The 18,375-nt window shown below is 70.7% G+C and carries 13 protein-coding genes and 1 tRNA gene; 7 read left to right on the top strand and 7 right to left on the bottom strand.

Annotated elements, in window-relative coordinates:
* Positions 1-225: 225 nt before the first annotated feature.
* The 4 genes from QK444_RS14085 to QK444_RS14100 form a co-directional block, all read right to left on the bottom strand.
* The gene (locus tag QK444_RS14085) at positions 226-4,743 is read right to left on the bottom strand and encodes an ABC transporter transmembrane domain-containing protein (protein WP_282780471.1); all 4,518 of its coding nucleotides are present in this window, start codon (positions 4,741-4,743) and stop codon (positions 226-228) included.
* Between the two features lie 370 nt (positions 4,744-5,113).
* Positions 5,114-5,905, bottom strand: a complete 792-nt coding sequence (locus QK444_RS14090) for an ABC transporter permease (RefSeq protein ID WP_282780472.1) — start codon at positions 5,903-5,905, stop codon at positions 5,114-5,116.
* 41 nt (positions 5,906-5,946) lie between these two features.
* Complete coding sequence (locus QK444_RS14095) at positions 5,947-6,888, bottom strand: ATP-binding cassette domain-containing protein (protein WP_282780473.1); 942 nt, start codon at positions 6,886-6,888, stop codon at positions 5,947-5,949.
* Positions 6,885-7,598, bottom strand: coding sequence for a hypothetical protein (locus tag QK444_RS14100; RefSeq protein ID WP_029931518.1), 714 nt, complete (start codon positions 7,596-7,598; stop codon positions 6,885-6,887). Before QK444_RS14100 ends, QK444_RS14095 begins: the two co-directional genes overlap by 4 nt.
* Positions 7,599-8,264: 666 nt before the next feature.
* On the opposite strand from QK444_RS14100, the gene QK444_RS14105 reads away from it, so the two are divergent.
* Together QK444_RS14105 and QK444_RS14110 are read left to right on the top strand one after the other, a co-directional pair.
* Complete coding sequence (locus QK444_RS14105; protein ID WP_282780474.1) at positions 8,265-9,116, top strand: helix-turn-helix domain-containing protein; 852 nt, start codon at positions 8,265-8,267, stop codon at positions 9,114-9,116.
* A gap of 106 nt (positions 9,117-9,222) precedes the next feature.
* The gene (locus QK444_RS14110; RefSeq protein WP_282780491.1) at positions 9,223-9,603 is read left to right on the top strand and encodes a VOC family protein; all 381 of its coding nucleotides are present in this window, start codon (positions 9,223-9,225) and stop codon (positions 9,601-9,603) included.
* A 233-nt stretch (positions 9,604-9,836) separates the two neighbouring features.
* Here QK444_RS14110 and QK444_RS14115 read toward each other — a convergent pair whose 3' ends face one another.
* On the bottom strand, positions 9,837-10,868 hold the full coding sequence (locus QK444_RS14115) for a glutathione S-transferase C-terminal domain-containing protein (RefSeq protein WP_282780476.1): 1,032 nt from the start codon (positions 10,866-10,868) through the stop codon (positions 9,837-9,839).
* A 98-nt stretch (positions 10,869-10,966) separates the two neighbouring features.
* On the opposite strand from QK444_RS14115, the gene QK444_RS14120 reads away from it, so the two are divergent.
* The 3 genes from QK444_RS14120 (at position 10,967) to QK444_RS14130 (ending at position 13,565) form a co-directional block, all read left to right on the top strand.
* Positions 10,967-11,761 carry an enoyl-CoA hydratase/isomerase family protein gene (locus tag QK444_RS14120; protein WP_282780478.1) on the top strand — a complete coding sequence of 265 codons (795 nt, stop codon included), beginning with the start codon at positions 10,967-10,969 and terminating at the stop codon, positions 11,759-11,761.
* Positions 11,762-11,875: 114 nt separating this feature from the next.
* Positions 11,876-13,120 carry an AMP-binding protein gene (locus QK444_RS14125; RefSeq protein WP_282780480.1) on the top strand — a complete coding sequence of 415 codons (1,245 nt, stop codon included), beginning with the start codon at positions 11,876-11,878 and terminating at the stop codon, positions 13,118-13,120.
* A 373-nt stretch (positions 13,121-13,493) separates the two neighbouring features.
* Positions 13,494-13,565 (top strand) — tRNA-Gln (locus QK444_RS14130).
* A gap of 1 nt (position 13,566) precedes the next feature.
* On the opposite strand, the gene QK444_RS14135 is transcribed toward QK444_RS14130, so the two are convergent.
* The gene (locus tag QK444_RS14135; RefSeq protein ID WP_282780482.1) at positions 13,567-14,301 is read right to left on the bottom strand and encodes a tyrosine-protein phosphatase; all 735 of its coding nucleotides are present in this window, start codon (positions 14,299-14,301) and stop codon (positions 13,567-13,569) included.
* A 470-nt stretch (positions 14,302-14,771) separates the two neighbouring features.
* Between QK444_RS14135 and QK444_RS14140 the strand changes: the two genes are divergently transcribed.
* Entirely contained in the window at positions 14,772-15,209 is a 438-nt protein-coding gene (locus QK444_RS14140; protein WP_282780484.1) for a TetR family transcriptional regulator, read from the top strand.
* 107 nt (positions 15,210-15,316) lie between these two features.
* The gene (locus QK444_RS14145; RefSeq protein ID WP_282780487.1) at positions 15,317-16,501 is read left to right on the top strand and encodes an amino acid deaminase/aldolase; all 1,185 of its coding nucleotides are present in this window, start codon (positions 15,317-15,319) and stop codon (positions 16,499-16,501) included.
* Here the strand turns inward: QK444_RS14145 and QK444_RS14150 are convergent.
* Positions 16,498-18,375: DEAD/DEAH box helicase (locus QK444_RS14150; RefSeq protein WP_282780489.1), on the bottom strand; the 1,878-nt coding region annotated here is incomplete at its 5' end. The genes QK444_RS14145 and QK444_RS14150 overlap by 4 nt on opposite strands.

The raw sequence follows: 18,375 nt of genomic DNA on the forward strand, positions 1-18,375 counted from the left end.
CTCATCGACAGACGACGGGTCCTGTTTGTACTTCTGGTACATCTCGTCGACGAGCCACTGGTTCTGTCCGAACTGGTCTGTTGAGCTGCTCACAGCAGGTGTTCGCCTCATTTCGTTCTTCGCGCTGCGACGTTTGTGACGTGCCCGGCACGGGTAATCGGCAAGATGCGCGCCGATGCGCCCCCACTGAGGATATGCCCCCGCCCGATCGCCCGTGGGCGTGGACTACCACCGAGTGGACATCTCCCTTGGTGACGACTCGTCCCCGCCCGAGAATATTCCTTTCTCCGCACCCGCCGCAGCCCACAGGCGGGAGTACGTGCCCGCGGCGGCCAGCAGTTCGTCATGGGTGCCGATTTCGGTGATGCGGCCGTGCTCCACGACCGCGATCCGATCGGCCTGGGCGGCGGTGGCCAGGCGATGCGCGACAATGATCGCGGTCCGCCCGCGCGTCACCGATCGGCTCGCGACCAGCACCGATGCCTCGGCCGCCGGGTCGAGCACGGCCGTGGCCTCGTCGAGCAGCAGCAGATCCGGGTGCACCAGCTCGGCCCGCGCCAGGGCGATGAGCTGCCGCTGGCCCGCCGACAGTCCCCGTCCCCGTTCGCCGACCGGCTGCCCGAACCCGCGCGGCAGCGCCGCGATGGTGTCGAGCGCTCCCACTTCATCGGCTGCCCGAGCGATCTGTGAGGTGGTGGCGAAAGGTTTGCCAAATGAGATATTGCTCGCCACGTCGCCGGTGAAGAGGTGAGCTTCCTGCGGCACCACGCCCAATCGGGAGCGGTAGTCGGTGAGCCGGTAGTCCCGGATATCGACGCCGTCGACGAAGACGCCGCCGGAATCCGGATCCCGGGGCAGGTCGTAGAGCCGGGCCAGCAGTTTGACGATCGTCGACTTGCCCGCACCCGTCGCGCCGACGAGCGCGAGGCTGCCACCGGCGGGAATGCGGAAACTCACCCCGTCCAGGGCCGGGGTCGAGGCGGTCGGATACCGGAATCGCACATTCTCGAATACCACCTCACCGCGCAGTTCACCTGCGATCGGGACCGCGTTCTCCGGATCGGGCGCGATGGAGGATTCGGTGCGCAACAGTTCGCCGATGCGCCGCAGGCCCACCCGCGCCTGCTGATAGCCGTCGAAGAGCTGGGACAGCTGGTGGATGGGACCGAACAGCAGGCCCAGGTACAGCACGAACGCCACCAGCGTGCCCGCCGTGGTGGTGCCCCGCGCCACCTGCCAGGCTCCGGCGAACACCACGGCGGCCAGCGCCAGATCCGTCCACGCGCCGACGAAGGAGAAGAACACCGCGATGGCGCGCTGCGCCCGCATCCGGCTGGCCCGGTAGTTGTCGGAGTACCGGGCGAATCGGCGTGCGGCCCGCGGCTCGTGCCGGTACGCCTGCACCACCCGCAGCCCCGACACGTTCTCCTGGAAGTCGGCGTTCACGGTGGCGGCGTGCTCGCGCGCCGCGCTGTAGGCCGAATTCGACACCCGGCGGAACAGCCAGGTGGCCAGGGCCAGCGGCGGTATGGCGGCGATGATCACCAGTGCCAGCTGTGCGTCGATCAGCAGCAGCGCCGCGGCGATGCCCACCACGGTCAGCAGGCTGACCACCACCTCGGGCACGCCGGTCTGCAGGAAGGTCGACAGCGCGTCGATATCGGTGGTCATCCGGGTCATGATCCGACCGGACAGTTCGCGCTCGTAGTAGTCCTGGCCCAGCCGCTGCAAATGCGCGTAACTGCGCACCCGCAGCCCGTACAACACCCGCTCCCCGGCCCGCGACCCCCACAGCAGCGCCGCCGAGGCCACCACCCACCCGACCGCGACCAGCACCGCGCCGCTCCCGGCGGCCCATCCCAGCGCCGCGCCGTTCCCAGCACTCACACCATGGTCGATGGCGAATCGCACGAGAGACGGGAATCCCACGCTCACCAGCGCATCCAGTCCGAGCAGCAGCACGGTCGCCGCCACCAGCCACCGCACCGGCCGCAGCGCCCGCCGCAACCGGAACCCGGGATCGGGCTCCCGCAACCCCTGCTCGTCCACCCCGGGCAGCTCGGTGGCCGGTGCCAGCTTCCGCAGCGACCGCCGCACCTCCGGCGGCGTATCCGGATCGAGCTCACTGGGACCGGCCGTGCCGTGCCCCACAGGGACGGGGTACGGGTCGTGTCCGCCGTCCGGACCGGCGGTGCTCACGTGACGCTTGCGGCTCGGACTCGCAGGGTCCGTGTGGTATTCGCTGACCGGGCCTGCGGTGTCCAGGTGGTGTTTGCTGTCCGGGCCTGGGAGGTCCGCCTGGTGCCTGCCGTCCGGACCGGCGGCCCCCACGTGGTGCCCGCTGTCCGTCGGGGTGGCCTTTGGCGATTGGCGGCCGGAGTCGACGTTCGCGCGCTCGCCCGGTGGATCCGATGCCGGTGCGGATTCGCCGTACGGGGACCCGCCGTGTGCTCGGCGTTCGGTGTGCGGTTGCTTGGTCGTGGTGACCGGTCGGTGATCGGTCGCGGGTACGGGCTCGTGGTGGGTGACCGCCTCGTCGTTTGGCGGCTGTTCGTTGCTTGCGGCGGGGTCGCAGTGGGGTGGTTCGGTGCTCGCCCGGGCGTCGGTGTCGGGGCCGCTGCCTGTTGATCGGTGGTCCGACCGGGTGTGCTGGCGGGCGGGCGGTGCGGGGAGTACGCCGGAGGTATGGGACGACATCCCCAGCGGACCCCGTTTTACGGGGTGCTCATGCTGCTGTTCGTCATGCTCGCCGGGCTGTGGGTGCGCGACTGGTCGGTCGTGTGGTTGCGGGTGCTCGGGTTCGCGACGCTGTTCATGGTGGCCGTTGCCGGGTTCCTGATGACGTTCCGCGACTATTCCTGACGGCGCGGTCGTACCGGGCGTGCGCGCGGTGTCGATGGTCGCCGGATCGGGCGGCCGGGTGAGATCGCGCGCGTCGGCGAGAGGCACGGTGAGGTTGCGCGGGTCGGTGGTCGGGCTGGTGAGGTTGCGTGGGTCGGCGGTCGGCGCGGTGAGGTTGCGTGGGTCGGTGGTCGGCACGGTGAGGTCCGGGCCGGGGAGGCGGATGACGCGGTCGGCGCGGGCCAGGGTGGATTCGCGGTGGGCGAGGATGACGGTGGTGCGGCCCGCGCGGTGGGGGAGGGCGTCGAAGATGGCGGCCTCGGTGACGGCGTCGACGGCGGAGGTGGCGTCGTCGAGAACCAGGATGCGCGGATCGGTGAGCAGGGCGCGGGCCAGGGCGATGCGCTGGCGCTGACCGCCGGAGAGGGTGAGTCCGCGCTCGCCCACCACGGTGTCGTAGCCCTGCGGCAGCGCCTCGATGAATTCGTCGGCCGCGGCCATCGCGGCGGCGGCACGGATCTCGGCGGCGGTGGCGTCGGGTCGGCCGAGGGCGATATTGGCGGTGATGGTGTCGGAGAACAGGAACGGCTCGTCGAACACCACCCCGATGGCCGAACGCAGGTCGGCGGCCCGCAGTTGGGCGAGATCGGCCCGGGAGTCACCGCCGCGCAGCATGATTCGACCGGCGTCGGGCGGGTAGAAGCGGGGCAGCAGCAGCGCGAGGGTGGACTTTCCCGATCCGGCGGGACCGATGATCGCCACCGTCTCACCCGGTTCCACCGTCAGCGTGAAATCGCGCAGGATGGGCTGCTCCCGATCGAATCCGAAGCCCAGCCCGTCGATCTCGATGCCGAGCGGCCCGCTGGGCAGGGCGACCGGATGCTCCGGATCGGTCCGGTGCGGGGCGCTGTCGATCACCTGGTGCACACGCTCGGCGGCGGCGCGGGTCAGCTGCGCCATCACCAGCACCGAGGAGATGGTGCGGGCCGCCGCGGTCATGGTCGCCACATAGGCCGTGAACGCCAGGAAGGTGCCGACCCCGATCGATCCACGCAGCGCCAGCAGCCCGCCGACCGCGATCACGCCGACCAGCCCGGCCTGCGGGATGGCCGCCAGCGTCGGCGCGAATCGGGCATCGAGTCGCGCCGCCCGCATGCGCTCGGCGAACAGCCGCCTGCCGTGCCCCTCGAGCACGCCGACCATGCGGGATTCCTGCCCGAAGCCCTTCACCACCCGGACTCCGGTGACGGTCTCCTCCACATGCTGGGCGAGATCGGCCGCCCGCTGCTGCGCCGACCAGGTGGCCGCGTACAGCCGCGGCCGAATCCGATACACCACCACGGCGATGGCGGGCACCACCAGCAGTGCGGTCAGGGCCAGCGGCGGCGACAGCCACAGCATCACCGCGGCCGCCAGCACGAATTGCAGGGCCGCCATGGTCGACCAGGGCGCCATGGCCAGCAGTCCCTGCACGAGTTGCAGATCGGTGATCGAGCGTGAGACCACCTGCCCGGTCCGCAGCGCGTCCTGCCCCCGCCCGTCCAGCCGCTGCAGTGCCGCCAGCAGATCCAGTCGCAGTTCGTGCTGCACGTCCAGCGCCAACCGCCCCGCCAGCCAGCGCCGGGTGAAGGTGGCCGCGAACCGCCCCACCGCCAGCGCGGCCATGAATCCGGCCATCACCCCGATGATCGCGGTATCGCCCGCCGTCGCCCCGTCCAAGGCGCGTTTGGCCAGCAGCGGCCCGGTCACCTCGACGACGGCCCCCGCGAGCAGGGCCGCGGTGATGCCGAGCAGCACCCACGGATGCTCCCGGCAGCGCGCCCACAAGCGCCGAATCCACCCACCGTGCGCGGCGCCCGCCGCCGGTCGGTTCGTCGGCTCATCGGTCTGGATCGCAGTCATCCGTATCGACGGTATCTACCCGCACCGACGTGATTTTGTTCCCGCCGGATCGGGACGCCCGCTTGTGCGCAGTGCCGGTCGGAGCCGCCCCGCCGATTCAGCGCTTCGATCACGCCGTTCTGTTCGTCCCCGCCCGGAGCGCTCAGCCGCGTTCCGCGGAGCGGTGCTCGGCTTCCGGCGGATGGCCGGCTTGCCGGGCCGGGTGTTCCGCCAAGTCCGCTGGCTGGTTTCGGGTGCCGCGGTGGGCGGGAACTGCGCGCGGTGACCCGCCCGCTGGACTCGGCCGCCGAGATCGCCGTGTACGGGACCGACACTCCGGGTGGCCCGCCACGGATCACACCGTGTGGCAGCGGCTTTCGATCGTCACCGACTAGAGGTCGCGCACCCGGAGGAACCACCAGGCCGCGGTCACCGTGCCGACGGTCCACAGCAGCAGCACCACGATGGCCGCCGGGGTGTGCGCGATGAACGCGGCATCGGCGAACGCGCCCGCGGTGGCGGTGGCGAGGGTGGCCGAGACCGGCAGCACGGTGGCGAAGCCCGGAATGCCCACCCCCTGCGAGACCACCCACACCAGCGGTTCCAGCACCGTCCACCCGACGATGACCGCGACGGCTCGGACGGGTGAGCGCAGCAGGTACCCCAGTGCCGCACCCAGCAGCGCCCAGCACAGCGCGCTCAGCAGCACGCCGCCGAGCAGTCCGAAGAACCAGGCGTGCAATTGCAGCCGCTCGCTGCCGAACAGCAGGAAGGCCCCGAGGCCGAGCACCTCGGTGAGCAGCACCGTGCCGACCGCGAAGGCCGCTGTCACAGCCAATTTGGAGCCGAACAACAGATTGCGGTCCGGGGTGAGCAGCGCGCTCACCGGCAGCGTGTGGTGCCGGTACTCGGCCCCGGAACCGACCGCGCCGAATATTCCGGCCAGCACGATGGCCGCCGCCAGCGTCGCCCCCACGGCGAGCAGCGCCGACCCGGCCGCCATGGTGTGCGAGATGCCGTCGCTGGCGATGGCGGTCTCCACCGTGAGCCCGGCGACGGTGAACACGATCGCTCCGACCAGCACCAGCGCCCCGGCCATGGTCCGGTTCATACGCAGCGAGGTGACCTTGCGGACCTCGGAGGTACCCGCCTGGAGCACGGCGGGCGGCACGGTGCGGATCATCGACTACCTTCCGGTCGGAAACCTGTGCGGCACGGCGGTTGTCACCGCGGCATCGCGTACAACGCCGGAGACGGGGGAGCGGGCGTGCCCCGGGTGAGGGTGGCGAGCACCTGATCCGGGTGGACGTGTTCGGCACTGACCTCGGTGAGCTGCACCCGCGCCGCCGCGGCGGCCGTCTCCAACTGGGCGAGGGTCACCTCGGCGACGGCGAGCCGACCGTCCGGCCGCATCACCGCGTCCGTGAAGCCGTGGGCGGCGAGTGTGGTGGCCAGCGCGATCTGGCTGGAGGACTTGACCAGCAGCCGGTCCGGGTGGCTGCGGCGCAGTCGCGCCGGACTGCCCTGGTAGGCGATGGCCCCACGGTCCAGCACGATCAACTCGTCGGCCATCGGCAGCGCCGCGCTGAGGGTGCGCGCGGTGAGCACGACGGTGCCGCCGCGTCGGGCGTGTGCCCGCAGGAACTCGGTGAGCCATGCCGTCTCCACGGGGTCCAGGCCCAGGGTCGGCTCGTCGAGCACCAGCAGCGGCGGATCGCCGAGGAGTGCGGCGGCCAGGGCCAGCCGGGTGCTCATACCCGGTGTGTAGGACTGGATGCGCTGACCGCCCACGGTGTCCAGGCGCACCAGGGCGAGCAGTTCGTCCACCCGAGCATCGGAAACCCCTGCGGCACCGGCGAATACCCGCAGCTGATCGCGGGCGGTGCGGGCGGGGTGCAGTCCGCGCGGGATGAGCGCGGCGCCCACCGCGCGCCGTCCCGGACGCACGCCCGGACCGGGGCCGCCGATGTTCACGGTGCCGGAGGTGGGTGGCAGCAGGCCGAGCAGCATGCGCAGCACGGTGGATTTGCCGGCCCCCGGCGGGCCGACGAGTGCGGCGACGGTTCCGGCCGGCACCACGAAACTCACATCGCGGACCACGGGCGCGGTATCGAAGGTCTTGTGCAGGCCCGCGACGGCGAAGGCGAGCGGCCGCGCCGGGCTCATCGCGCCTGCTTGTCTGCCGCGTCCAGGGCGGGCAGCGGGTCGGCGTCGATGACGTGTGGTTGCGGCCAGGTGCGCGGCGGGGTGCCGAACGCCTGCCGGGAGTTGTCGATGAGCCGATGGCCCAGCGCCCGGTTACCGAAACCGCCGACGGCGGCGCCGATTCCGGCGGGCAGCACCTTGCCGAACATGAGCGCGCTGCGTTTGGTGATGAACTGCACCAGGAATCGCTTGAGCAGCGAATCGTTCATGCTGCTGATGCCGGGAATCTTGTTGGCCAGCAGGGTGCCCCAGTTCTTGGCGGAGTGACCGACGCTCTTCTGCACGATCTCCATACCGCTCTCGCCGAGCACCACGGCGAGCACCAGCGCGCGGCGGCGCTCCTTGTCCTCGGGTGCGACACCGTGCACCGCGGCGACGGCGAGGGTGAACACCGCGGAGGCCTCCAGGAAGAACGCGGTCTCCGCGGAGATGGCCGCCACCGAGGCGACGGTCCCGACGCCGGGCACCGCGGCGGCCGCGCCGACGGCGGTGCCGCTGCCGGTCACCGTGGTCAGGTACAGCTTCTCCAGTCGCGTGATGATCTGCGCCGGGGATTCGTCCGGATGGGCCTTGCGCAGCCGTTCCACGTACTTGGCGACGGCAGGCGCCTGCACCTGTGATCCGTTGTCGAGCAGCGAGACGACCGTCTTCTCCAGTCCGCCCTTGAACATCGACAACACCCCTCTCCTCCGGTCCGCTGACCAGAACTCTATGGCACGAAGACAACGATCCGCGATGTACGGCGGTTCCGGATCGATCACCGGCTGTACCCGGGCGAGCGGCCGCCGCCGTACCGGCGGACACCTGTGCAATACCCAGAATGCGGCCTCCCGCTCGCCCGCGCCGCGTGGCGGACGCGACGCTCCGTGCGAGCCGGGCGGTGACGCACCCCGTGTGGGCCGCGGTGGACTGCGAGGCTTGGTGCCGGTGGCCCGCACGCGCCGGGGCCGTGAGCCTTGGTGTTGGGTGCGCTGGCGATGTCCGCGAGCTGGGTTCGGTGGACCCGAGGCTTGGTGTTGGGTGCGCTGGCGATGTCCGCGAGCTGGGTTCGGTGGACCCGAGGCTTGGTGTTGGGTGCGCTGGCGATGTCCGCGAGCCGGGTTCGGTGGACCCGAGGCTTGGTGTTGGGTGCGCTGGCGATGTCCGCGAGCTGGGTTCGGTGGACCCGAGGCTTCGGGCCTGGCAGCAGGTGCCGCACCGCACGCTGGTGGTGGCGGTGGACCGTGACGCTCGCTGTGGCCGGGAGCGGCTCGCGGATGTTGCGGTAGTGGTGATGGACCCCGGGAGCTTCGCGCGGCGGGGTGGTGGCTGTCGGTGCGCGGGCTTACCGTGATCAGGTGACCGGAGTGTCCGAGGGCGCTCGGGGCCTGCCCGATCCGCGTCTGCGACCGTATGTCCTCTCCTACGAGGGCTACCTGTTGCGCGGCTTCGCGCCGGGGACGCATGTGGGCATGCCCGCGACCACGCTGACCGTGCTGGTCACCATCGACGAACCGGTGGACGTGCCGGTGTCCTCGCATCCGGAGCAGGCGGGCGGGCGCTGGGACATGTTGGCCAGCGGATTGACGGTGCGCCCGGCCCTGGTCGCGCACGATGGTTTCCAGCACGGCATCCAGTTGGGTTTGACCCCGCGCGGGGCACGCGCACTGCTGGGTGTTCCCACCGCGGCGCTGGGTTCGTGGGTGGTGGATCTCGGTGACCTGCTGGGCGCGCGGGCGGTGGAGTTGCGGGACCGGGTTTCGGCGACGACCGCCTGGTCGGAGCGGTTCGCCGTGCTGGACGACATCCTGCTGCGCGAGGTGCGCCCGGTGCCCTGGGCCGACGAGCTCACGCGGGCCTGGGATCTGCTCTCGGGGCCCTGCCCCTGGGTGCGGGTCGGCGACGTGGCCGCCGATATCGGGTGGAGCCGCAGGCATCTGGTCAATCGGTTCACCGCCGAATTCGGCATCTCGCCGAAGGACGCCGCCCGCATCGCCCGCTTCGAGCGCTCGCACCGACTGCTGCGGTTGCCGGACGTGCCCGCGCTCGCGGAGGTCGCCACCCGCGCCGGGTACTACGACCAGGCGCATATGGCCCGGGAATGGCGCGAATTCGCCGGTCTGCCGCCGTCGGTGTGGCGGGAGCGCGAGGTGTTCCCATTCGTCCAAGACCAGCTCCCGTACGCGGCGGGATCCTCGTCCCATGACTGAATCGACCGCCGCTGAATCGACCACCGCTGAATCGACCGCCGCAGAATCGACCACCGCTGTACCGACCTCCGTCGCGTCGACGCCCACCGCGCCCACCGGCACGGCGATCTGGCCGTGCCTGACCTACCGTGACGCCCGCGCCGCCATCGACTTCCTGGAGCGGGCCTTCGGATTCGAGACCCGCGCCTGCTACGCCGAGGGAGAGAGGGTGTACCACGCCGAGCTGGCGTGGCCCGGCGGTGGCGGGGTCATGCTCGGCTCCTGGCGGGATGATATGGCCGCCAGGGAGCTGCCGCCCGGCGCGGGCTGCGTATACATCGCCCTCGACGACGTGGACGCCCTGCACGACCGCGCCCGCGCGGCCGGGGCGAGGGTCACCCGGGAGCTGCGGGAGGAGGAGGGCTACGAGTCCCGCGGCTTCACCGTCCGCGATCCCGAGGGTGTGTACTGGAGTTTCGGCACCTACAGGGGGCACGGAGAGTCCTGACGGCGCGCCGCCGCACCCGACACCGGTAACGGAACCGCGACCCACCGGTGCTGGGGCGGGCTGTCTTTCGCGCCCGCGAGGTCAGGACCCGCCGGACAGCCGAATGTGACGCATCCCGCGCGCTCGGGAGATGGAGTGCGCCGCTGCCGTCCGGGAGGTGGATTTCCTTCCACTCACGGCGGGCGGAGGTCACTGCCGTTCACCCGTGGCGGGTTGCGCCTCCACGCGTCCCGCTACGCCCCGTGCTCGGCCGGTACGCGCTCGGCCTCCACCGGCGGCGGGGGTGGGGTGCCGTCGCCGAACGGATTGCCGCCCAGCGCTTCCCGTCCGTGCGGGGTGAGCCAATTCGACAGTTCCGGCCCCTTGGGCACGATCCCCGTCGGGTTTATGTCCCGGTGGACGATGTAGTAGTGCTGTTTGATCTGCGTGAAGTCGACGGTGTCCCCGAAGCCGGGCGTCTGAAACAGGTCGCGGGCGTAGGCCCACAGCACCGGCAGTTCGGTCAGCTTCTCGCGATTGCATTTGAAGTGCCCGTGGTACACGGCGTCGAATCGCACCAGCGTGGTGAACAGCCGCACATCGGCCTCGGTGATGGTCTCGCCCACCAGGTAGCGCTGCCCGGCGAGCCGTTCGGAGAGCCAGTCCAGCGCCGTGAACAGCCGATCGTAGGCGGCGTCGTAGGCGTCCTGGGAGCCCGCGAATCCGCAGCGGTAGACGCCGTTGTTGACCTCGGTGTAGACCCGCCGGTTCACCGAGTCGATCTCGGCGCGCAGCTCCTCCGGATACAGCCGCGGCGCGCCCGCGCGGTGGTGTTCGGTCCACTCCGTGGCGAAGTCGAGTGTCATCCGGGCGTAGTCGTTGGTGACGACCTGCCCGGTGCGTTCGTCCACGACGGCGGGGACGGTGATGCCGCGCGGGTAGTCGGGGAAGCGCGCGAAGTACGCATCGGCCAGGAAGTGGATGCCCAGTACGGGATCCACGCCGCCCGGGTCGAGATCGAAGGTCCAGCTGCGCTTGTCGTGTGTGGGCCCGCAAAGGCCCAGCGACAGCACCGGTTCCAGGCCGAGCAGTCGCCGCACGATGAGCGTGCGATTGGCCCACGGGCAGGCGCGCGCCGCGACCAGTCGGTAGCGGCCGGGCTCCACCGGGTAGCCGTCGCGCCCGTCGGCGGTGATCCGGGTGGTGATGTAGTTGGCGTCCCGCGTGAACTCGCCGGGTTCGACGTAGCTGCCGCGCTGCGAAGTGTCCGAAGCCGAAGTAGTCACCCGGCCAGTCTGTCAGAAGGCGCGCGCTCCCAGTAGGGCGTGACTCCGTCGGTGGGCAGGGCTGTCGCCCGGTCGCGCCAGCGCCTAGATTCGCCCTCATGACCGACACCAAGCCGACCCGTCTCGAATACGTCACCACCGAGGGTGGCGCGCGGGCCGCCGTCATCACCATCGCGCATCCGCCGCTGAACCTCTTCGACAAGGCGCTGATGGAGGCTCTGGCGGCCGATATCGCCGAGCTGTCGGCCACCCCGCCGCGGGCGCTTCTGCTACGCGCCGAGGGCAAGCTGGTGTCGGGCGGCGTGGACGTGCACATCTTCGACGGCCTCACCCCCGATCAGGGTGCGGAACTGTGGCGGACCCTGTTCGCGCGCATCATCCACCCGGTGGAGGCGCTGCCCTGCCCGGTCGTATTCGCCGCGCACGGCCTCACCCTGACCGCCGCCTTCGAGGTCGCGCTGGCCTGCGATGTCATTCTGGCCGCGCCCAAGGCCACGTTCGGCTTGGTGGAGACAGTGGTCGGGCTGACCCCGTCCATGGGCGGCCCGCAGCGGCTGGCCGAGCGGGCCGGATCCGGCCGCGCCCGCGAATTCGTCATGACCGGCGACCTCTACGACGCCGCCACCATGGCCGACTGGGGTGTGGTCAACGCCGTCCACGACGACGTCGACACCGCCGCCCGCGCGCTGCTGGCCCGCCTCGCCGACGGTCCCACCAAGGCGCACGCCGCCACCAAGCAGATCATCGAGGCGTGGCGCTCCGGCGGTGTCGCCCACGCCGATTCGGTGACCCCGGCCGTCTCCGGCGCGCTGTTCGACACCGCCGATCTGCAGGGCGCGGTGCGCAGCTTCCTCGAGGTCGGCCCAGGTAAGGCCACCTATACCGGTCAGTGAGTCGGTTTCAGCCGGGTGACGGCTGAAAGACGTTTGCCGACAATCCACCCTAGAATGTGACGTGCATCATATAGTCACTGGTGCCTGATGGCTCGGAGGCACTCGGAGGGACGGATGTCGCAGTTACTGGTCGAATATCCCCAGGCGTCGTGCGAATCGCGAAAAGCCCGGAGCGACAACCCCCTTGCGCGCGGTGCCGACGGCGTGCTGCGGTACGGCAACCTGAATCCGGCGCTCACCGAGCTGCTGGACATCCAGGTGCACACCTTCGCGGCACGGGAGGCGGTGGTCGAGATCGGCGGCCCCCGCCTCACCTACCGCGAGCTGTGGTACTCGGCCTCCCGTATCGCGGGCGGATTGCAGGAGCACGGCATCGGCTACGGCGACCGGGTGGCGGTGCGCATGCCGGTCGGGGTGCGCTGGGTGCAGGCGTTCCTGGGGGCGCTGCTCTCCGGTGCGGTGCCGGTGCTGGTACACGAGGGCCTCCCGGATGCGCTGGCGGAGCGGGTGATCCACGACAGCTGCGCGGACTACATCCTGGACGGCGGCGGCAGTGCGGCCGGATTCCGTGAGGCGTTGCCCGACGGTGCGGCGTTCATCGACGACGGCGCCTCGCTGACCGAGTTGGCCCTGCTCTGCTACACCAGCCCCGCCCACGGCGCGGACCCCAAGGGGGTGGAGCTGACCAACGAGAATCTGCTCTCGGCCATCCGCTCCGTGGTGGGTGCGCTGGAACTGCCCATCGACGGGCTGCGAAATCTGCTGCTGCTGCCGCTGTCCCATGCCAGCGGCTGCGTGGACCAGTTGCTGCCGACCTTCGCGGTGGGCGGCACCGTGGTGTTGGCCCCCGATCCGGAGGCGGTCGCGGCAGCGCTGGTATCCGAACGCATCGACATGGTCTCGGCCACGCCGCGGGTGTTCGCCGGACTGGTGCCCGAACTGGCGGGACTGCGCCTGGACCGGGTCGGGCGGGTGTGCAGCGCCGGCCATCGCGCCGAACTCGCCGCCGCCGAACCCGGGACCGCCGATACGGTCGCCGCCGCCCTGCGCGCTATCTTCCCCGAGGCCCGCCAGTGGTCGGTGTGGGGTGCGACGGAGACCAGCGGCATCGGCTTGGCCCGCGACGACACCGCCACCCGCGACGCGCTCGGATTCGCCTTCGGCGGAACCGAACTCGCGCTCTGGGGTCCGCGCGCCGACACCGGCCACGGCGAACTCCTCTGCCGCGGCCCCAATGTCACCCGGCGCTACTGGAACGACCCGCAGACCACCGAATCCCGTTTCACCGGAACCTGGTTCCACACCGGGAATCAGGTCAGCATCGACGCCGACGGCCTCGTCCGCCGCGCCGACCGGTAGGCGGCGCGTTCCGCTCTCTCATCGCCGGTTGCCGCCGACGCAAACCGCCCGGTGCCGCCGTCTTTCCCGGATCGCCGTTGCCCGGGATGGCCGTTGCCCGGTGCCGTCATTCGGGCACCGCGCCGATTCCGGCCGCCGCGGCGTCGGCGGCGGCGCGGTCTCGCCATTCCACCTGGGCTCGCCGTTGCCCGGTGCCGCCGTCACCAGGGAACCCGGGGCTCGAACGGGGGTGGCGCGCACCGGAAACGAGTTCGACGCTCGGCGACGGGGCGTGGACTCCGCATCCGTGCTCGGCGCTGACGCGCGGTGGTCGCCGATAATCGTTTGTCGGGGACCGTCCGGATCGGCGAGGATCGATCTCCCGCACCAGCTTTCGCCCGTGGTGTAATCGGCAGCACGCGAGATTTTGGTTCTCGCTGTCCAGGTTCGAGTCCTGGCGGGCGAGCTCACTCCAGCAGGCGGGCGCGCAGGGCCTCGCGGTGATCGGGGGTGATGCCGATCTCGACGAGGTAGCCGTCGATGCCGCCGTACATCTCCACCATGGAGGCGGTGCCCGCGGCGAGGTAGTCGGCGCGTACGCCGAGCAGATCGTCGGAGAGCTCCTCGTCGCTGCCGGCGGCGATGATCGCGCGCAGGGTGGGGACGGCGTCATTGCTGCGCAGGTAGTCGGCGAAGACGTCGTCCTCGGTGACGTCGACGGCGCGCAGTACGGTGGCGACGGCCCAGCCGGTTCGGTCCTTGCCCGCCGCGCAGTGCACCAGCGCGGTGCCCGCCAGGATCGAGTCGGCCAGGGCGGCGATGGCGGTGTGCGCTTCGGGCAGGGCGGGGAACCGGCGGTAGACCTCGAGCATGTGCGCGGACGCGGTGCTGTGGCGGCGGGCCTCGTGCGGCGGGGCCTCGCCCATGCGCGGATCGAACGGGGTGACGTTGAGCCGCACGCCCTCGGGTAGCGAGTCGTGACCGATGTAGTCGATCTCGGCGTGGCCGCGCAGGTCGTGCACGTCGGTGACGCCGAGTTCGAGCAGGGTGGCGTGGCCGTCGCCGTCGAGGCGGCTGAGTTCGGCCGACCGCATGAGGATCCCCGAGCGGACCTTCGCGCCGCCTCCGGTGCGCGCGCCCGCGACGTCGCGGTAGTTGAAGGTACCGGGGATGAGGAACTGATCGGAGCCCGCTGAAGTCACCGACCCAGGCTATCGGTACGGCGGTATACCGTGGGTGTCGATGTCGGATCGATGGGACGAATTCGTGCTACGACCAGGGGGCTTTACGGCTTACACCTGTGTCATATGGCACAGTATGTGGCATTGTCCGGAATCGAATCCATAAAATACCGTTCGGTCGCCAAAGTCGGCGGTTCCCAGGTCGCCAGCCTAATTCCGAACATTCCCGTTCGATCGCGTCACTGTTCCGATTAGGTAACAAAACCGTCTTCAGGTACGAAAATGGCTATCAAAGCTGGTCGAGCACCCAGAAAAACCTTTACCATCGGTACCCGTTGAGCGGTTGCATCCGGGGTGGAAGCCTTGGGGGGATCAGTGTCGATCTGGCAACCCGCTGAGCGAGCCGCGCAGTGCGAAGTGCGCGAGTTCTTTCGCTGAGGGAGTCGTCGTTGAGCGCTGGAGAAACAATTCACATCGGAGTGCGGCCCGCCATGACCGAGTCGATCGAGAAGGCCGCCGCCTCGCTCGATTTCACCGGTACCCGGGCGCTGCGCGTACTGCTGCACGCCGGGATCAGCGCGCTGTGGCCGATCATCAAGGCCACGCCGGACCGGCAGATCGAGGCGTACGAATCCACCCTGGCGGTGTTGCGCCGTCGCTGGGAGAACCAGTCGGTCTGCACGCCGGATCCGGTGGCGTCGGCCATGTACCGGCAGATGGACGCCGATGTCGTGTCCTTCCTGCATCTGTGCGCCGAGCGTTCGGGCACCGAGTGGCTGGAGCCGGTCGATGCCATCGCCGCCTACCTGGTCGCGGTCATGCAGGGCATCGTGTTGCGCTGGCTGGCCGACTGCGATGACGAAACCGCCCTGGTGGTGCTGGACGACCTGGTCTCGAGCCTGTCGACCAAGGCGCTCGATCGCGGTTGATCCGAAGTGATGCGCCCGGTGGCAGCGGGCGCGTCGGCCGGACAATCCAGGAGTGAGCGGGTTCGGCACGTCCAGAATGCTGGACGGATGACCAGTTTCGTGGTTGAGTGGCCTGTGTGACCGATTCGTCGCTGATCAGCGGGCTGCACGCGGCCACCGCCGATCTGGATCCGCCGCTGGCCGCCGTCGACCTCGCCGCCCTGCGGGCCAATGCGAACGACCTGGTACGCCGGGCCAACGGCGTACCGATCCGGGTGGCGAGCAAGTCGGTGCGGTGCCGGGCCGTGCTGGAGGAAGTGCTCGGCAAGGACCTCACCGCCGACGGCGGCTTCGCCGGCATCATGGGCTACTCCCTGCGCGAGGCCATCTGGCTGGTGCGCGAGGGCGCCCGCGACATCCTGCTCGGGTACCCCACCGCCGACCGCGCCGCCCTGGCCGAACTGGCCGCCGACGACGCGCTGCGCGCGGCCATCACCCTCATGGTCGACGATGTCGATCAGCTGGACTTCATTCGCGCCGCCGTCGGCACCGAGCACGTGCACCCACGCGTCTGCCTCGACGTGGACGCCTCGCTGCGGATCGGCCCGCTGCACCTGGGAGTGCGGCGCTCGCCCATCCGCACCCCGGAGCAGGCCGCCGCCCTGGCCGCCGCGGCCGTCCGGCGCGGCTTCGACGTGGTCGGCGTGATGACCTACGAGGCGCAGATCGCCGGCCTGCCCGACACGAATCCCGCTGTGCGCCTGGTGAAGAAGATGTCCGCGGCGGAAATCCTGCGGCGTCGCCGCCCGGTGCTGGAGGCGGTGCGCGCCGAGGTCGGTGAACTCGAGATCGTCAACAGCGGCGGCACCGGCTCCATCGAAGTGAGCATCACCGACCCGGACGTCACCGAGGTGACCGCCGGTTCCGGGCTCTACCTGCCCACCCTCTTCGACGGCTACCGCAATCTGGCCCGGCGCCCGGCCATGCACTTCGCCCTGCCCGTGCTGCGCCGCCCGGCCCCGGGCATCGCCACCGTCTTCTCCGGTGGTTACATCGCCTCCGGCCCGGCGGGTGCGTCGCGGGTGCCGAAGCCGGTGTGGCCCTTGGGATTGAAGCTGATCGGCACCGAGGGTGCGGGTGAGGTGCAAACACCGCTCACCGGCGCGGGTGGACTGCGCATCGGCGACCGCGTCTGGTTCCGCCATGCCAAGGCCGGTGAACTCTGCGAGCGATTCACCGAAGTTCACCTGGTGGAGAACGGCATTCGCACCACCGTGCCCACCTACCGCGGTGAGGGGAAGTGCTTCGGCTAGACCCGATCCAACTGCAGGAACGCCGCCAGATCCGACAGCTCCGCCGTGCCGCTGGGCAGATACTCGGTCAGCAGCGGTGAACGCACGATGACCGCCGCCCACATAGCGCGGGAGATGGCGCTGGTCAGCCAGTGCCGGGAGAGCAGCGGCGCGACCCCGTGCGGGGCGTCCTTGGGGGCCGAGGTGGTCATGGAGACCAGTACCACCGCGGCCTCGCGCCCCTGGAAGTGATCCGGGGTGCCGACGAGTACATCCTCGATTCGGGCGCGGGACAACGAGGTTCGAATCCGGGCCACCTGTGCGTGATACGGCGCGACCACCAGGATGTCGTGCGGATGCAGGCGGCGGGTCACGGCCCCGGTATGCCAGGGCAGACCGAGCAGGGTGCGCACCTGGCGCACGATTTCGCGGGCCTCCTCGGCGGATTCGGCGGCATTGCCGTGATGTTCGACCGTCACGGTGCGGATGCCGGGCGCGACACCGTCGAGTTCCCGTGCCAGCGTGACGGTTTCATTGGCCCGCAGCCGATTGTCGTAGCGCAGCCGCGACACCGGGCCGCACATGCGCGGATGCATGCGCCAGGTGCGGTCCAGGAAGTAGCCGTACTCGGCGGGCAGCGTCCGATGCGGTCCGATCAGCCAGCCCAGCACCGCCTCGTCCACCGGTTCCGGATGCGCGCCGTGCCCGGCGCGCGGCGCGGGATCGCCCACCAGCAGCAGGTTTCGGGCGCTCACCGCCACCGCGACGGTATCGGCCAGGGGGAAACGACCGGCGTCGGCGATCACCAGCAGATCCAGGCTGTCGCGCGGAATCCGTTCGGTATCGGTGAAATCGTCGGGCAGGCCGCCGACCACGCAGCCGTTGACGGCATTGTCGAGGAAGCGGGCATAGCGGTCGGCGTCGATGCCCAACCACTCCGGGGCCACCGTCTGCGCGTCCGCCTTGGCCACCAGTTCCGGCAGCACCCCGACCCGGACCACCGCGTCCAGCAGATGTTCCACCGCCACATGGGAGCGCGCCACCACGCCGACCCGCCACCGGTACCGGGTCACCAGGCGTTCCACCGTGCGGGCGGTGGTGTCGGTCTTGCCGGTGCCGGGCGGACCCTGCACCGCCACATAGGAATCCGCGAGATCCAGGACGGCCGCGGTGATGGCGGCGGCATGGTCGCCGAACACCTCCGGCAGCGCCCCACCCGACAGCAGCCGCGGCGGGCGGCGGCACAGCAGGTCGAAGGTCGCCGTCGGCGGCACCTCCGGCAGGGTCACCAGCAGATCGTGCGCCACATCCTCGATGGCGTCCTCCAGCCGGTCCGCACGCGCGGGCGGGCACGGGGCGATGGCTGCGGGCAGTTCGTCGAAGGGTTCGCAGCCCGCGGGCAGCAGTTCCACCACCCGCACCACATCGTCGAAATTGGCGTCCAGCGCACAGCCCAGCACGGTCGCGCGAGCCAGCGGGCGGCGGCCGGGGCGAGCCGGGATATCCGGTGTCGCACGGTCGTACAGGGTGACGACCGGGGTGCCGGGCGGGGGAGCGTGACCGGTGCCGAGCCGTCCGGTCAGGGTGAGGTAGCGGCGCATGGGATGCTGGCCGGTGCGGTGCCAGTTGGTGTCCACCGTGCCCCAGTCGGCGATGAGCACGCCCGGGGTGTCGGCCCATTCCTCCACCGGATGGTCGAGGCGGTCCGCGTGCGCCCAGCGCAGCGGGCGACGCTCACGGCGGTGGTAGCCCAGGGCGGCGGCGGTCAGCGCGGCCGCCAGCCGGGCGTCCTCCCGCTGCCCGTCCACGTCGTAGGCCGCCCCGCCACCCGACCGCGCCGCATCGCCGCGGGCCGGGCCGGTCGCGGACACCCCCCAACCGGCCACCACCCCCGC

The organism is Nocardia sp. CC201C (assembly GCF_030010695.1).
Taxonomy (GTDB): domain Bacteria; phylum Actinomycetota; class Actinomycetes; order Mycobacteriales; family Mycobacteriaceae; genus Nocardia; species Nocardia otitidiscaviarum.